This window comes from Komagataeibacter sp. FXV3, assembly GCF_015155755.1.
GTDB lineage: Bacteria > Pseudomonadota > Alphaproteobacteria > Acetobacterales > Acetobacteraceae > Komagataeibacter.
The window spans coordinates 1-15,699 of the sequence record NZ_VWPI01000007.1 but is presented as its reverse complement, the minus strand read 5'-3'; the positions used below and the strand labels follow the sequence as shown (position 1 = coordinate 15,699).

The window sequence follows — 15,699 nt, the reverse complement described above, 5'->3', positions numbered from 1 at the left end:
CCGGTTGCATATATGCGCATATATTCGTTTATCTCCGCACTGTCGCTTGGCCTTGTGCCCGGCACACTCCTGGCCCAGACAGCACAACCGCTCGCACACGCTGACATCACATCGACCGCCACGGCACCTGTCCAGCAGCCTGATATTCCCCCCATGCCGGAGCCGGACAGCACGGCGGTCCATACCCCCAGCGTACAGGTAACCGCCCCCATGAGTGCGCAGATCAGCGCCAGCATGTCGGGCCAGCTTGAAAAATTTCCTTTGCGCGACGGTGACCATTTTCACAAGGGCGACATCCTGGCCGAGTTCCGCTGTGGCCAGCAGAAAGCAACCCTTGCCCATGCCCATGCCGAATACATCAAGCGCCGTGGCCTGCTTGATGTACAGAACAAGATGAAGGCGCTGGGGCAATGGAGTGTATCGGACCTGCGCTCGGCCGCAGCCGATGAACGCGCGGCCAATGCGGACCTGGAAATGGCCACCGCCGTTGTGGCCCAGTGCGTGATCGAGGCCCCGTTTGACGGGCGTGTCTCCAATACCATGGTGCATAATTACCAGTATCTTTCAGCCGGGACCCCCATGCTGGAAATACTGGATGATACCTCGCTTGAACTGTCCATGATCGTCTCATCCATGGAACTGCGCCATCTGCAGCCCGGTACACCGTTCAAGGTCCATATACTGGAGACGGATGCCACTTACCCCGCAACCGTCAGCCGCATTTCAGGCAAGGTGGACCCCGTCAGCAAGACCATCAAGGTCTATGGCAAACTGACGCGTCCGGCCCCTGACCTGCTACCGGGCATGACAGGAGAAGCCCAGTTTGGTCAATGAGGGCGTGCGGCTGACGGACCATGACCTCCCCCTCGCCTGATCCCGTGCGCATGCAGCAGGGCCGGCAGGCTGCATTGCTGCGGCTGTCAGCCCTTGTGCATTTATGCGAACGCCTGCGGACCTGCCCGTCCGATGAACTGGATTTCGTGCTGGTCAACGAAAGCCATAATCTCCTTCCCTACCAGCAGGCTGCCCTTTACCGCACGGATAAGGCAGGGATTGCCGCCATATCTGGCACGGCGGTGTTCGATTCTGCAGCCCCCTATGTGCGCTGGCTAAACCGGGTATTCGAGAGCATCACGCCACAGGCCGAGGCCAGGGAGCTTGACACGGCGACCCTGCCTGCCGCACTGCGCGATGAATGGGTGCAATGGATGGCTCCCCACGCCGTGCTCATTCCGCTGCTCGGACGGCATGGCCGCGTGGGCACACTGCTCGTTGCACGAGCGGATGCATGGACACAGCCCGACATCCAGGCCCTGTGCATGATTGGCGGCGAGTATGCGGAAAGTCGGCAGCTTATCGCCTCTCAACCTCCCAAGCCACGTGATACACGGATGCGCAGACGCATCGGCGCCGTACTGGCGGCTGCCGTGCTGGTGGCGTTCTACCCGGTCCATTCATGGGTTCTGGCCCCGGCTGAAGTTGTGCCGGTTGCTCCCACTTTCGTACGCGCGCCATTCGCCGGTATCGTCCACCAGCTTGATGTCGCTCCCAATACAGCGGTGAAGGCTGGTACACCGCTGGTGGAACTGGAGCGCGCGCAGCTTGAAAGCCAGTATCAGGTGGCCCGCAAGGCGCTGGAAGTGGCCCGCACCCAGTACGATGAAGCCATTCAGGCAGGCATGCTTGATGCCAAGGCCCGCGCGCAGGCGGGTGAACTCAAGGGCCGCATTGATGAGGAAGCGGCCCAGATGCGTTACCAGAGCGAACTGCTGCACCGTGCCACCCTGACCGCCCCGATAGACGGGCTAGCGCTTTATAACGATCCTTCCGAATGGATAGGCCGCCCGGTGGAAGCGGGCGAGCGTATCCTCATGGTGGCCCCTGCCCTGTCCCGCCGGATCGAGATCCGCCTGCCAGCAACCGAGGTCGCACATTTCGCCACCGATGCGCGTGTGCGTTTTTTTGACAATGTGCACCCCGATCATCCGGCAGAAGGGCATCTGGTCTTTACCTCCTACGCAAGCACACCTACCCCCGCGGGCACGCTGGCCTATACCCTGCGTGCCGATCTGGACAGCGACATCCGCCTTGGACTGCGTGGTACCGCGCGCATCTACGGCCCGCGGCACCTGCTGGTGCTGTGGGCCCTGCGCAAACCACTGGGCATAGTACGGCAATGGCTTTCCTTTTAGCTGGCCCGGAAGGCGACGCATGAATGCGCCCGCCCCCTGGCCTGCCCTGCGTGATGACCTGGAACTGTTGCCTGGCCCTGTTGTGACCGGCGCGCCGACATGGACGCTTTATGACCCTGCCCGCCACCGTTACGTCCGCCTTGGCAGCATGGAAATGGAAATCCTGCAGCGCTGGGACCTGGCTGACCCCGACACGATTGCCCGCGTCGTGCGTGAGCAGACCACGTTTGATGCGCAGCCTGCCGATGTCACGGCCTTTGCCGCCTTTCTGCGGCAGGCCGGGCTGACCACTGCCCAGACCAGTGCAGACAGTGCCCTGCTGGCCCGGCAGGCGCGCAAGCCACCATTGTTATCATGGATCCTGCATCATTACCTTTTCCTGCGGGTACGGTTATGCAATCCCGATCCTGTCCTCAAACGCTGCGCGCCGTTAACGAACTGGCTTTTTACCCGTCAGTTCTGTACTGGCCTTGTACTGGCGGTAGGGCTGGCGCTGATCCTGGTCGTGCAGCAATGGAGCCTTTATGCCACGGGGTTCATGCATCTCATCACCCCGCAAGGTGCGATCGGCATTGCTATGGCGCTGACATGCAGCAAAGTGGTGCATGAACTGGGACATGGTATCGCGGCACGACATTTTGGCTGTCGGGTACCCGCAATGGGGGTCGCCTTTCTGGTCCTGTGCCCCGTTTTATGGACCGATACAACCGATGCATGGCGACTGGTCCGTGCGCGTGACCGGCTGGTTATCGACTGCGCCGGGATGGTGGCAGAAATCATGTTGGCCACCCTGGCCACCATTCTCTGGAGCATCGTGCCCGATGGCCCATTCCGTGATAGCCTGTTTACGTTAAGCAGTTCGACATGGATCCTTACCCTGTCTGTCAATCTTAGCCCGCTGATGCGGTTTGACGGGTATTATATTCTCTCCGACCTTATGGGGATTCCCAACTTGCAGGAACGCGCCTTTGCGTGGACACGCTGGCGCACCCGAAAATTCCTGTTTGGCATGGATACACCCCCGCCCGAGGTCTTTCCCGCATACCGGGGGCTCATGCTGACCGGCTACAGCATGGCAACATGGCTTTATCGTTTTTTCCTGTTCACCGGTATTGCACTGGTTGTCTATCATGCGGTTTTTCCCGCGCTGGGCGTGATTCTGATGGGAATTGAAATCTGGTTCTTTGTTGCCCGCCCTATCATGAGAGAACTGGCACAATGGGCACGCCAGGCCCTGTATGCGCCAGCTAGTCGCCGCGTGCATGTTACGGGCGCCGTTTTTGCCATACTGCTTGCATTCCTTGTACTGCCATGGAGTCACTCTGTTCGTGCGCCTGCCGTATTGCGGGCAGAAGGGCAGAGCATGCTTTACACGCAGGATCCCGGCCAGGTGGTACGCCTTCTCCCGACAGGCAGCATGGTACGGGCAGGCGAGACCGTGGCCGAACTCCGTTCCCCCCAGCTTGACCATGACCGTGCCGTATCAATTGCACGACTGGCAACGCTGGACGCCACGCTGTCAGAACGGATGTTTGGCGTGGAAGATACAGCCTCGCTTGATGATACGCGCGACAAGATCGAGCAGGAAACAGCCGAGCGCCTACGGGCTGAAGCCGCGATAAGACAGTTGACCCTCACCGCTCCCTTTGCCGGCATGCTGGTAGATGTTCCACCGGAAATCCATGTCGGTGATACACTGAAACAGCATGAGTATATCGGATCAATCATAACAGACGACCACACTGCCATTGAAGCATATGTGTATGAAACGGACATCAGCTTCATACAGCCCGGAGCAAAGGCCAGTTTTCTGGCCAACAGCCCTGGTGCCAAGCGGATAACGGGGCATGTACAGTCGATTTCGGTTGCATCAGTCCCTGAAATCGATGCGCTGGAACAGGCCTCCCTTTATGGCGGACATATCAAGGCACACCGGGACGAGAGCAGCCACAGGATCGTGCCGGAAGAAGCGGTCTATCAGGTTATTATCCTGCCCGACGGGCCGCTGCCACCGGCCAGGCGGCGCATAAAGGGAATGGTCCGCATACATGCCACCGCCACCAGCTTCGTGCAGCGGACCTATCGCAAGATTGTCTCGGTTTTTATGGGAGAAGCCGGCCTGTAGCAGGGATCGGATGACCACGACACGCCCAACTGCACGGAATCCCGCACGCTGACATCCCATATTCAGGCCGGGCGTCACCTCCTTCGGCGACATAGGGCATCCCGGCAACGAGGCGAAATCACCAATCACACAATACCCATCCGTGACCGGAAAATGCGTAGACATGGCCCGCTGAGCCAGATCGGCCCACAGGGCGGCCCCCTCGGCGGCCTGATAGGAGTGCGATACACTGGAGTTTCACTCCCATTTGCATCCTGCGCGGGTGTTCCAAACGCAGAAAGCCACCCTTCCAGACGCATTAACATGCTGATAATATTAAATGAGACTTGGTTGCGGGACAGGATTTCTTCTCAAATTACGACAATCGCAATTTGAGAAGAAAGCGAGTTTAAATGTATGTTCCTCTAAAATTCTTTTCTGCATACGCCTGAAGACTTCATATATGCCATCAATAAATCCCCCTCCGAACCAGAAGTGGTGTTGCTCAGCACCAAGGCATTGCTTTCTGATCCGCTTTAATCTTTAAAATAGCGGCAGTCAGCGCCCTCCCGAAGACCGCATGAACGAGAAAAGAAGCATCAAGCTTTTTACAAGACCCTATCTGCCCGATACAGCAAGCGACCTTTTCAACAGAATTGTCTCATCTTGGCCCCATCACGTGTCGTGATGCATTCCGCAAGACGGATATTAGCGCAGATAAAGCCGCCCTATCCCGTTGCAAATAGGCCAGCCAATGCCCGTCAAGTGCTGCATCAAGTCAATGGTTGGAGCATTACCTGTCCGTTTATCCTCATGTGCAGCCCGAAGGCCCGCCATCATACGCTTAACAGAATAAAAATATATATTTTTAATTATTGAATATATTTCCAATAGTTGCGGTAATCACCATAGCCATAAGACCCCAGAATATCACTCGCAATGCAGGACGCCAAGGCGCCGTACCTCCCGCCAGTGCTCCGACAGTTCCCAGAATCGCAAGACAGATCAGAGAAACGACAGAGACACTCCATGACACCAGCCTGAAAGGTGATAGTACGGCCGTAAGCACGGGCAGTATGGCGCCAAGTGCAAATGCACATGCGGATGCCAGGGCAGCCTGTACCGGACGCGCTGCCGTTACCTCGGAAATACCAAGTTCGTCGCGGGCATGGGCACCCAGCGCATCATGTTTCATCAATGCAATGGCAACCTGATGCGCCAGAAGATCGTCAAGCCCACGCTGACGATATATGCTTGCCAGTTCATTGACTTCCCAATCCCAGTTACGACTCAGTTCCTTTTTTTCGCGGATCAGATCTGCCTTTTCTGAATCTGCCTGAGAACTGACAGACACATATTCTCCCGCAGCCATGGACATGGCGCCAGCCATCAGACTGGATATACCAGCCAGCAGGATTCCAGCCTGGGAGGTATGGGCACTTGCAACACCAATAATAAGGCTGGAAGTGGACAGGATGCCATCATTCGCCCCAAGAACGGAGGCCCGGAGCCAGCCCAGACGGGTTGTCGCATGCACCTCTCCCGATTCAGACATGCCCTTATCAATTACGTTCATTGAATATGTTCCTTGTAATGAGCATGCGCTTCAAAACATTGTCGCGACGGATGAAGTAATGAAAACACGCTGCCAGTGCATGACCGGTAGCAAGCAACATGATCAGCCAGCCATTCCACATATGTAGTTCATGCAGCAGGCCCACGATCCGTGTCGAAAATTTCCCAAACGGAGGCATGATCTGCACGGACAGGAAACTCATGGCCTGTCCGTTTCCCCATCGCCACAGATACCCAAGGCAGATTTCCATCATGGTCAGTCCGTACAGGCTGTACTCAACGCTTCGGGCTGCAACAGCATCCATCCTGCGGTCTGACGCCGATATGCGCCGCCCCCACCCAATCCGCCACGCGATGCGCAAGGGCAACAAAACGCTCAGCACCATTCCAGCTGTCAGGTGGGTAACCACAAGTTGGTGATGCAGCGAGTGGCGAAACAGGTTCCATATATTCGCGCTTATGAACTGAAGCACGATGAGTGCCGCACAACTCCAGTGGAAAAGGACTGTCGGCACATCATAGCGCATATGGTCCGGGGACGTTTCCTGTATCATGCCAATATGCGTATCAGTTCCATATGACGCGAAGCTGAACGCGCAGTCTCAAGCTTCACCCGGTGACTGCTTCACGTCAGGGACGGGAAAAGTAATGCGGACGCCAAACCCCCTGCCTGATTTCGAAAGGGGGGAACGCAGGCACACGGCCGCGTCCATCTGCCTGGCGATATTGCTGGCGATGGCCAGACCGAGGCCGCTGCCGCGCGTGCCTGTTCCACCGCGCACGAACGGATTGGTCAGCCGCGCCAGTATGTCAGGTGCCAAGGCCGCGCAATCGTTGATGATATCAATGCTACCATCCGGCAGGACGGTCACATTCACCGGCATGTTGCCCATCCCATGCAGCAACGCGTTTTCAAGCAGGTTACGCAGCATGATGCCGGTCGCATCCATGTCACCATGCACGAATATGTGGCTGATCCCGTTTGCATTCAGGATGATGCCGCACCCGTCGCGCGGGTTATGGTCCAGATCGTCAGCCAGGACACGTAGCACGGTCAGCAGATCGAAGCGGTTGCGCCGGAAGGCAACACCCGAGGATGCGCGGGAAAACTGCAGTAGTTTTTCCACTGTCTGTCCCAGCCGGCGGGTCCGGTCCGCGATGATTTCCACCCGCCGGACCGCATCCGAACCCGTAGGTACCATGCGGCCCAGCATCTGCGCCTGCGCCAGCAGGGCAGCCAGCGGGTTGCGCAGTTCATGCGCGGCGCTGGCGGCAAAGGCCCGCTCGGTGGACAGGGCGGTTTCCAGTCGCGACAGGAGGGTATTGACGGCATGCTGGATAGATACAAGCTCGACCGGCAGATCAAGCGACGGGATGGGCCGCAGGTTGCCGCTGCCACGGGATTGCATTTCATCATGCAGACGGTCCAGCGGGCGCAGGGCCCGTCGCACGATCAGGCGCACCAGCAGCCAGATGACTGGCAGGAAAACCAGTATTGGCAGGATGGCAATCGCCGTTGCGCGCCACGTGGCACCACGACGATGCAACGTAGGCTCCCCTACCAGGACACGGTAGGCCGTGGCAGTCGGCGCCGCAACATAGACCCGGAAACGGGGCATATCGGCAAACCCGGTATGGATATCTGACACAAAAGACCGAACCGGCGCATTCTGTGAGCGCAACACGACATGCCCTGACTGATCGACCACCTGATAGGCAAGTGTGCGTGGCCCGACATCGGGTACCCACGCAACAGTATCGCGCGATCCATGGGGCTGTGTCGCGATGGTGGCCTGCAGCCGTTCGGAAACTTCCTGCAGGGAGTTGTCCAGCCGTTCAGTTATTTCGTAGCGAGTGAACCCCGCGACGGCAAGACTGAGGGCCAGCAGGCTGAGCGTCACGATGCTCAGGACACCACTGACAATCCGGGTGGCAAGGCTCCAGTTCTTCATACGGTTTCACCATCGGTCAGACAGTAACCACGACCACGGACAGTCCTGATAACCTTATTACCCACCTTCTTGCGCAGGCGGCTTATGAAAACCTCAACCGTGTTGCTATCCACATCCTGGTCCAGCGCATACAGGGCCGTGTCAATCTGCGGGCGTGAATAGATCCGGCCGGGATTGCGCGACAGCAACTCCATAATGGCCCATTCACGTGCGGTCAGATCCAGCAACCGCCCATTGCGTGATACCGAGCGGCTTTCCCGGTCAATCGTAATCTCGCCAATGTGGTAATGGGGCCGCCTGCGGGGGACCGCATAGCGCCGCGCAACGGCAGCGATACGGGCCACGAGTTCATTCAGGTCATAGGGCTTGACGATATAATCATCCGCCCCGTCGGACAGGCCTGCGATACGGTCGCTGATCTGGTCTTCCGCCGTGGTGATGAGAATGGCGATATTCGATGGTGTCCGGCGGATGTCACGCAGCAGGTTGCGCCCGTTCCCATCCGGTAGACCAAGATCAAGCAGCATGAAATCATAATCCACCGTCGCCATGGCCGCGCGCGCATCCTCCAGCGTCGTGAACCAGTCCACGGCATGTCCCTCCAGCCGCACGCGTTCCTGCACCGCCGCTCCCAGGTCCTGTTCATCTTCCACAATAAGGATACGCATCAGTCCTGATCCTTTTCTCGCATCATCCGGGCATAAAGCGATGGCAGCACCAGCAGGGTCAGCAGCGTGGACGTGACCAGCCCGCCAATCACCACGCTGGCCAGCGGGCGCTCGACTTCCGCGCCTGCGCTTTCAGAAAATGCCATGGGAAAAAAGCCAAGGCTGGCGACAAGGGCCGTGGCCATGACGGGACGGAAGCGGGATTGCGCAGCCGCAAAGGCCGCCTGCGCCACGGCCATGCCCCGTGCCCGCAGGGCCGCGATTTCACTGACCAGCACCACGCCGTTCAGGATCGCCACGCCAAACAGCGCGATGAAGCCGATCCCCGCCGAAATGCTGAACGGCATGCCCCGCACGGTCAGCGCCACGATGCCGCCGGTTGCTGCCACCGGTAGGTTAATGAATACCAGCAGCGCGGGCCTGACCGCGCCAAACGCCACAACCAGCAGCGCAAAGATCAGGCCAAGGGCAATCGGCAGCACGATTTCCAGCCGCTGCACCGCCGACTGCAGGTTACGAAACTGCCCATCCCACTGCATGGTATAACCTGCGGGCAGTTTCACATCCCGTGCCACACGGGCCTGTGCCTCAGCCACGAATGACGCGAGATCACGCCCGCGCACATTGGCCTGCACCACCATGCGCCGGCGAACCCGGTCACGGCTTATACGCGGCGGGCCATCAACTTCATGCACATGCGCCACCTGTGACAGCAGGACATTTCCCTGCCCGTCCATGCGCCGGACCTGCAACGCGCCGACCGCGACGGCAGATGTAACAGTGCGAGGGTCAAGACGCACCTGCGTGCCGATGATGGCATTGTCAACGATTACCGGCCTTGTGCAGATATGCCCGCCAACCGCCTCCACCGTATCCAGAATGTCCTGCACCGCCACATTGCGGCTGGCAGCCTGCATGCGATCGATATCGGCCACGATCAGCGGCACGGTGCCATCCCCCGCCGCTGCCACATCTGCCGCCCCCCTGACGGCAGACATCACCGCCACCACCCGGTCGCCCAGATCGGCCAGCGTGGCCAGGTCATTGCCAAAGATCGATACCGCGATCTGCGTGCGCACGCCGGACAGCAGGTCGTCCATGCGCATCTGCACCGGCTGGCTCCACGAATACAGCGCGTCAGGCAGTTCGCGGCGCAGGGTGTCATCCATCGCGGCCACAAGCCCCGCCTGCGTGCGGGCGGTCTTCCATGTGGAGGGCGGATTGAGGAAGATGAAGCTGTCGGTCTCGTTCACGCCCATCGGGTCGGTCGGAATGGCGGATGTGCCGGTATTGCTGACTACTAAACGCACTTCAGGGAAGCGGCGCAGGATCTGTTCCTGCTTCGTGACCGACGCCAGCACGGTGTCGAGCGAGGCGGAGGGTAGCCGCGTGGTGGTGACCGCCAGCGCGCCTTCATCAAGCTGGGGAATAAACTCGCCACCCAGCCGTGTGGCAAGGACCGCCGACACAGCCAGCACTGCCAGCGTGCCGCCGAGCAGGATGCGTGGATGGGCCTCCCCCCATGTCATCATATGGGTATAGGGGCGGCGCAGAGTGGTGATCAGCCGCGTATCCCCCGCAGGCCGCACGCCCCCCAGCGCCAGCACCGCCAGAACCGGCACGCAGATGAAACAGTATGCAAGCGACGCCAGCAGCGCCATGATGACCGTCTGTGCCATGGGACGGAACATGTGCCCCTCTATCCCCTGCAAGGTCAGGATGGGCAGGTAGACCATGATGATGACCAGTATGGCAAACCCCACCGGGCGCATGACCTGCTGCACGGACGAGATGACCAGCGGGATGAATTCAGCGTCCGGTTCTTCCTCCTGCCGCGACAGGAGATGTTCGATCACGACCAGCGTGCCATCCACGATCATGCCGAAGTCGATCGCGCCAAGGCTGAGCAGGTTGGCGGAAATGCCGAACTGCCGCATCCCCGCCATGGCGCAGACAAGGGCGACCGGAATGACCGAGGCAATGACAAGGGCGGCCTGCCAGCTTCCTATCACCACCACCAGCACACCGACCACCAGCACCGCCCCCATCAGGAGGTTGTCACGCACGGTGGCGATGGTCTGTTCGGTCAGGGTGGCGCGGGTGTAATAGGGTTCCAGCGTGACACCATTGGGTAGCGCCTGCCTGATACCCGGCAGGGCATGGTCTATCGCGGCAAGGGTGGCGTTGGAACTGGCCCCGCTTTCCATCATCACCACGCCAATCACGATCTCGCCCTGTCCGTCACGCGTTACCGCTCCCAGCCGGGTGCGGGCACCCGTGGTAACGTGGCCAAGGTCGCGCAGCCGCACCGCCGAACCATCGGCGTTGGTGCGCACGGCGATATTGCCAAAATCCGCAAGGCTTCCCACCAGCCCGCGCCCGACCACACCCTGCTGTTCGGCATGGTGAGTGATCCACCCGCCGCCGGATGCGGCGTTGCCTGCGTCCACCGCGCGATAAACCTCGCCTACCGAAAGATTGCTGCCAATCAGCCTTGCCGGGTCCAGCGTGACCTCATAGGTTTCTTCCGCCCCGCCATTGACGTTGACATCCACCACGCCGGGCACAAGGCGCATCTGCGGCACCACGGTCCAGTTCATGATGCGGTTGAGATCCATGAGCGAGCGCCCGGCGCCCCGGATCTGGAACTGCATGATCTCCCCCATGCCGGTGGCCAACGGTCCCATGCTGACCGTGATGCCGGGCACGGATATGGCGGCGCGTGCCTGCTGGATCCGTTCATTGACGCGGGTGCGGTCCAGGTTGATGTCGGTCCCGTCGGCAAACTGCACATACACCACCGATACCCCGCCACGGGAGACGGAGCGCAGGTCGGTCATGCCGGGAATGCCAGTCATGCTGGCCTCTACGGGAAAAGTGATGAGTTTTTCCACTTCCTCCGTCGCAAGGCCGGGGGCCACGACCGAGACGAGGACCTGCCGTGGTGAAATATCCGGCACTGCCTCCACCGGCAGGCCCGGCACCGCCATGATGCCCGCTGCCAGCAGCAGGCCAAGCCCGCCCAGCACCAGCATGCGCGCACGGATCAGCGTGGCAAGGTAGGCCTGCACCATCAGTCGGCATCCATTCCGGCCAGACCAATGACAGAACGCAGGGCGAAGCTGCCATGGCCAACCACTGCCTCACCTGCCTTCAGGCCGGAACCCAGCACCGCCAGCCGCCCGTTATCCAGCGCCACATCAACCACCACGGGCCGGTAATCGGTCTGGTCCACCCGCACGAACACGACGCTACGCCCGCCAATGCGCTGGATGGCTTCGGACGGCACGACAATGCCCGCCACGCTGTCACGCTGCGCCAGTGTTGCGTCCAGCACCATGCCGGGCACCAGCGCGCCGGTGGGGTTGGAAACACTGCTTATGACCCGGACCAGTCCGGTCAGCGGACTGGCCATGCCATCCACCGTATCGATGCGTGATATCAGCGGGCCGCCGGCTGCCTGTGTCACCTGCTGGCCACCCGGTGCGATCCGTGCTGCCTGATCGGGCGCGATATCCGATACGATCCAGACACGCGACAGGTCGGCCACGGTGGCCACGTCCATGCTCGGATCCACGTCGCCCGCCACCGACGTACTGATCATCTGCACCATGCCATCGACCGGGGAAATCAGGGTGGAGGTTTCATCTTCCGCACTCTGGCTGTCCTGTTCCGATGAGGAATTGAACTCCTCAGCAAAGCGGTGGCCCAACGTGTCTACATCCGCCTGTCGCGCCCGCATGGTGGCGTCCGCCTGCGCCAGCACATCCTGCCTGCGGCGCAGTTCGGCCATGGATATGCTCTCGCCTGCCAGCGTCCTTGCCCGCCGCACCGCGCCTGCCGCATCGGTCCGGGCCGCAATGGCAGCCGTGAGCGCCGCACGCATCTGGACCGCCTGCAGGCGTGCAACGTGCAGGGAATGATCCTGATAGCGCACAAGCGCCTGCCCCCGCCGCACGGAAGTGCCCGGCTGGACAAGAACTGCCAGCACCTTGCCGCTACCCGCCGGGTGGATATGCACGACCCGCGTCGTATCAGGCATGACCCAGCTTACGGTCGGCAGTACGGGCGTAACCGTGCCGGGCATGGCTCTGGCGACGCTCACGCCTTCATTGGCAACAGCCGCCGCATCCAGCTTCACGACAGGGGGCAGCGTTCCTTCCTCCGCCCGGGCCGGAAGACAACCGGCCCCCACAAGCAGCAGCGCAAAGGCAATGTGCCTCATGGCACAATGCCAGTTGCGATCAGCATGCGGATGGTGGCGACATGCCATTCCACATCGGCCCGCGCGCTGGCCATCTGGCTGCCGGCCGCCGCCTGCCGGGCGGCAAGTGCCGTATCCAGGCTGGCCTCGCCCACGCGCCATGCGTGTTCCTGTGCCGTGGCACGCTTTTCCATACTGTCGGCGGCGATGCGGGAGGCCTGCCGCGCCGTAGTGGCCGCGATCAGACGTTCACGCACCCGCGTCATTTCCAGATGCACCATGCGCCGCGCCTGTGTTTCCTGGCTGGTGGCCGCAGCCAGCCGGTTGCGTGCTTCGGACATGATGGGGGTATTACGGACCTCGCTAGGCAAGGGAATGCTGAAATTCAGTCCCACGCGATCATCCCACGGGCTGCCGTACTGCTTTTCATGGATGGCATCCACACCAATTTCCGGATTAGGCATGAAAGAACGGCGCGCCAGCTTCATGTTGGCCTCGGCGGCTTCGACATTGCGGTGCGCCACCCTGAGGCGAGGGTCATTATTTTCCATGTCACCCGGCGCGATGAAGCGGGCGTGTGTGACATCTCCCGCCCCATAACGCGCCAGATCAGGCACGAGCGGACGCCCCAGAAGCACCTCCAGCGCGGTGGCGGTATTTTCAGCCTCTTCCTGCGCCAGCGCCAGCTCATTGCGGGCGTTCTCCATCGCGGCCTGCGCCATCTGCCCATCGGTCGCGGCCAGTTCGCCACCATGCACCGCACGCGCGGCGCTGGTAGCCATGCGCGCTGTCGCATCATACAGAATATGGGCCACATCCATCCGGGTACGGGCGATGAGGGCAGCGGCAGCGGCATCAAGCACCCGGATGGACAGCGCCATGTGTTCGACATTGAGCTGTTCATCAATCGACGCGGCTTCCGCGCTTGCGACCTGTTGCGTGGCGCTACCCTGCCCTGGCAGCCACAGCGGCACTGACACACCGCCCTGATACGTTGTGTAGCCCTCATTACTGCCTATCATATGATCATCCATGTATTCCCCCGACAGGGTCGGGCCACCGGCAAACCATGAGCCTGCGGCACTGGCGCGGGCACGGGCGGCATGATGGCCGACCTGCAGTTCGGTACGGACGGGATCAATAGCCCACGCCATTGCGACCGCTTCATGGAAGGATGGGCCGGACTGGGGAGCCTGAGCCTGAGCCTGAGCCCCGGCGGATGCCACCCACGCCACGGCGCAGGCCATGGCGGCTGACAGGATGGGATGCATGGTGTGGTTCATGCTTCAGGCCATCATGGGATGACGGGACCACCGTGGCTGATCCGTTCGGCAAGATCGCTCCACAGCCGCGCCATCATGAGGTTGATGTCAGATGTCACTGAAAAAGGAGACTGGGAACGCGCCAGGGGGGAAAGGGACATACGTTCCCCAATGACAAAATGCCCGTTAAAGAACAGTCGGGCGGAAATCACCCCCTGCTGCCCCTGCCCCATGGGCCTCGTAACGGTAATACGCAGATGCGGTGACGGGTCCGCAATCAGCGTGAACGCATGCAGTTCAGCCTCATCAGACGGACACGCCACGCCCTGCAGCACTGCATCGCGCAGTACGGAATGGGGATAACCACCATACATACCGTCCACATGCAGGCGAATGCCCTGATGAACTGTCATGCATATGCCTTCTGTCCCCCTTTCTGCCCAGGCAGGCGATACCATCAGAAAGAAAATACAGGCTATATACAGACCACCCTGCAATATCTTCTGCATAATATAGCGCCTGTTCCCCGTTATACATAAATTTCTGCCATCACGACGATGACTTTCTACCGATAACAGAGAAACCTGACGTGAACCTGAACACCACACCTACAAAAGGAAATTTATATTATGAAAATGATTATCATTTTTATATTTTATATGCATTGACCAATCTAAGTATTTGTTAAGAAACTTTATTACTGTTTATTTTTGTTATGCCAGCGCCCTGAATTAAATACCGTATGGATGGAAGTCCCACCTGCGGTCTTGCTTTCCCAAAAACCATGGTAGGATCCGGTATACGACTACCGGGCATTGGGTAGGATCATCTTTATCAATCAGAATGGCTTGCACTGACGTGACGCACCGTGGAAGTCATCGCGAGTGGTTGCGAGAGGTAATCCCCCCATAAAAAGAGTGACTTTTGAATGAGAATTTTCTCAGCGTAAGGATGAGGAGATTCTGATGAAAAGTGATCGCTTTACTGACGCCCAGATCATGGGTGTGATCCGCCAGGCTGAGGGCGGCGTCCCGGTTCCTGACCTGTGCCGGGAACTGGCCGCACAGGCCGTGTCGCATCATGGAGTCAGCATTGCGCTGGCCTGTCGGGGGGGGGCTGTCTGGAACAGGTTATGGATACGCAACCGGGCAATCCGCCGCAGAACGCCTATATTGAACGCTACAACAGAACTGTCCGGCAGAAATGGCTGGAGTAGTATCTGTTTGAAGGCATTCAGGACTTACAGGAGGTCGCAACACAATGGCTCTGGACATATAACCATGACAGACCCAACATGGGGAACCGCGGGTTAGCCCCCGCCCAGAAACTAAAAACAGTTGCCTGAATTCTCATTCAACGTCCCACTAAAAATGGGGGGATTACCTTCTCTCCGACATGTCCTGTTTCAGGCCGGACTGGCGGCGGCATGCCATGCGCAGATGATATTGGCAGTAGCGTCACTGCGGATATGGTCTGTATGTGCCGTCATTACGATAACATCCGCCCCTGTGTCATAAAAACAACAGTATATTCCCGCATCTTATATCAATATCTGAAAACAGGACGAATCTCGTCAATTCGTATCCACATCGTTTCAATATTCCCTTTATATATTATGAATTTATCAAAATATACTCCACATCCACCTGATATCGCATTCTGAATTCATCATACGTGAACAGTCTATGTTCATCATGAAACACCTGCTTTTAGAAACATAACACCCCCATACGCAAGTGTAT

11 protein-coding genes and 1 pseudogene are annotated in these 15,699 nt (G+C 59.4%); 4 read left to right on the top strand and 8 right to left on the bottom strand.

Features of this window, described 5'->3' with window-relative positions; translation table 11 throughout:
• Window positions 1–12: 12 nt before the first annotated feature.
• The 3 genes from F1542_RS00815 to F1542_RS00805 are packed head-to-tail and all read left to right on the top strand — an operon-like array spanning window position 13 to window position 4,317.
• Window positions 13–834, top strand: a complete 822-nt coding sequence (locus F1542_RS00815) for an efflux RND transporter periplasmic adaptor subunit (protein WP_193731338.1) — start codon at window positions 13–15, stop codon at window positions 832–834.
• Window positions 835–854: 20 nt separating this feature from the next.
• Window positions 855–2,192 carry an efflux RND transporter periplasmic adaptor subunit gene (locus F1542_RS00810; RefSeq protein WP_193731337.1) on the top strand — a complete coding sequence of 446 codons (1,338 nt, stop codon included), beginning with the start codon at window positions 855–857 and terminating at the stop codon, window positions 2,190–2,192.
• 19 nt (window positions 2,193–2,211) lie between these two features.
• On the top strand, window positions 2,212–4,317 hold the full coding sequence (locus F1542_RS00805) for an HlyD family efflux transporter periplasmic adaptor subunit (protein WP_193731336.1): 2,106 nt from the start codon (window positions 2,212–2,214) through the stop codon (window positions 4,315–4,317).
• A gap of 847 nt (window positions 4,318–5,164) precedes the next feature.
• Here the strand turns inward: F1542_RS00805 and F1542_RS00800 are convergent.
• Genes F1542_RS00800 through F1542_RS00765 form a run of 8 tightly spaced genes read right to left on the bottom strand, consistent with a single transcriptional unit; the run spans window position 5,165 to window position 14,370 of the window.
• On the bottom strand, window positions 5,165–5,872 hold the full coding sequence (locus tag F1542_RS00800) for a VIT family protein (protein WP_227672337.1): 708 nt from the start codon (window positions 5,870–5,872) through the stop codon (window positions 5,165–5,167).
• Window positions 5,859–6,425, bottom strand: coding sequence for a cytochrome b (locus F1542_RS00795; RefSeq protein ID WP_193731335.1), 567 nt, complete (start codon window positions 6,423–6,425; stop codon window positions 5,859–5,861). The genes F1542_RS00800 and F1542_RS00795 overlap by 14 nt, the downstream gene beginning before the upstream one ends.
• A gap of 48 nt (window positions 6,426–6,473) precedes the next feature.
• Entirely contained in the window at window positions 6,474–7,823 is a 1,350-nt protein-coding gene (locus tag F1542_RS00790; protein ID WP_193731334.1) for a HAMP domain-containing sensor histidine kinase, read from the bottom strand.
• Window positions 7,820–8,491: a response regulator transcription factor gene (locus F1542_RS00785; protein WP_193731333.1), complete on the bottom strand. Its 672-nt coding sequence runs from the start codon at window positions 8,489–8,491 to the stop codon at window positions 7,820–7,822. Before F1542_RS00785 ends, F1542_RS00790 begins: the two co-directional genes overlap by 4 nt.
• The gene (locus tag F1542_RS00780) at window positions 8,491–11,565 is read right to left on the bottom strand and encodes an efflux RND transporter permease subunit (protein WP_193731332.1); all 3,075 of its coding nucleotides are present in this window, start codon (window positions 11,563–11,565) and stop codon (window positions 8,491–8,493) included. Before F1542_RS00780 ends, F1542_RS00785 begins: the two co-directional genes overlap by 1 nt.
• Window positions 11,565–12,716, bottom strand: coding sequence for an efflux RND transporter periplasmic adaptor subunit (locus tag F1542_RS00775; protein ID WP_193731331.1), 1,152 nt, complete (start codon window positions 12,714–12,716; stop codon window positions 11,565–11,567). The genes F1542_RS00780 and F1542_RS00775 overlap by 1 nt, the downstream gene beginning before the upstream one ends.
• Window positions 12,713–13,978, bottom strand: coding sequence for a TolC family protein (locus tag F1542_RS00770; protein ID WP_193731330.1), 1,266 nt, complete (start codon window positions 13,976–13,978; stop codon window positions 12,713–12,715). The genes F1542_RS00775 and F1542_RS00770 overlap by 4 nt, the downstream gene beginning before the upstream one ends.
• 11 nt (window positions 13,979–13,989) lie before the next feature.
• Window positions 13,990–14,370: a hypothetical protein gene (locus tag F1542_RS00765; RefSeq protein ID WP_193731329.1), complete on the bottom strand. Its 381-nt coding sequence runs from the start codon at window positions 14,368–14,370 to the stop codon at window positions 13,990–13,992.
• A 728-nt stretch (window positions 14,371–15,098) separates the two neighbouring features.
• Between F1542_RS00765 and F1542_RS00760 the strand changes: the two are divergent.
• Window positions 15,099–15,302: pseudogene (locus F1542_RS00760) on the top strand (integrase core domain-containing protein); the annotation flags it as partial.
• Window positions 15,303–15,699: the final 397 nt, after the last annotated feature.

Excerpts from the sequence above, each read along its gene's own strand:
- F1542_RS00815 (WP_193731338.1), top strand. The coding sequence starts at position 13 with ATGCGCATATATTCGTTTATCTCCGCACTGTCGCTTGGCCTTGTGCCC.
- F1542_RS00810 (WP_193731337.1), top strand. The coding sequence starts at position 855 with ATGACCTCCCCCTCGCCTGATCCCGTGCGCATGCAGCAGGGCCGGCAG.
- F1542_RS00805 (WP_193731336.1), top strand. The coding sequence starts at position 2,212 with ATGAATGCGCCCGCCCCCTGGCCTGCCCTGCGTGATGACCTGGAACTG.
- F1542_RS00800 (WP_227672337.1), bottom strand. The coding sequence starts at position 5,872 with ATGAACGTAATTGATAAGGGCATGTCTGAATCGGGAGAGGTGCATGCG.
- F1542_RS00795 (WP_193731335.1), bottom strand. The coding sequence starts at position 6,425 with ATGATACAGGAAACGTCCCCGGACCATATGCGCTATGATGTGCCGACA.
- F1542_RS00790 (WP_193731334.1), bottom strand. The coding sequence starts at position 7,823 with ATGAAGAACTGGAGCCTTGCCACCCGGATTGTCAGTGGTGTCCTGAGC.
- F1542_RS00785 (WP_193731333.1), bottom strand. The coding sequence starts at position 8,491 with ATGCGTATCCTTATTGTGGAAGATGAACAGGACCTGGGAGCGGCGGTG.
- F1542_RS00780 (WP_193731332.1), bottom strand. The coding sequence starts at position 11,565 with ATGGTGCAGGCCTACCTTGCCACGCTGATCCGTGCGCGCATGCTGGTG.
- F1542_RS00775 (WP_193731331.1), bottom strand. The coding sequence starts at position 12,716 with ATGAGGCACATTGCCTTTGCGCTGCTGCTTGTGGGGGCCGGTTGTCTT.
- F1542_RS00770 (WP_193731330.1), bottom strand. The coding sequence starts at position 13,978 with ATGAACCACACCATGCATCCCATCCTGTCAGCCGCCATGGCCTGCGCC.
- F1542_RS00765 (WP_193731329.1), bottom strand. The coding sequence starts at position 14,370 with ATGACAGTTCATCAGGGCATTCGCCTGCATGTGGACGGTATGTATGGT.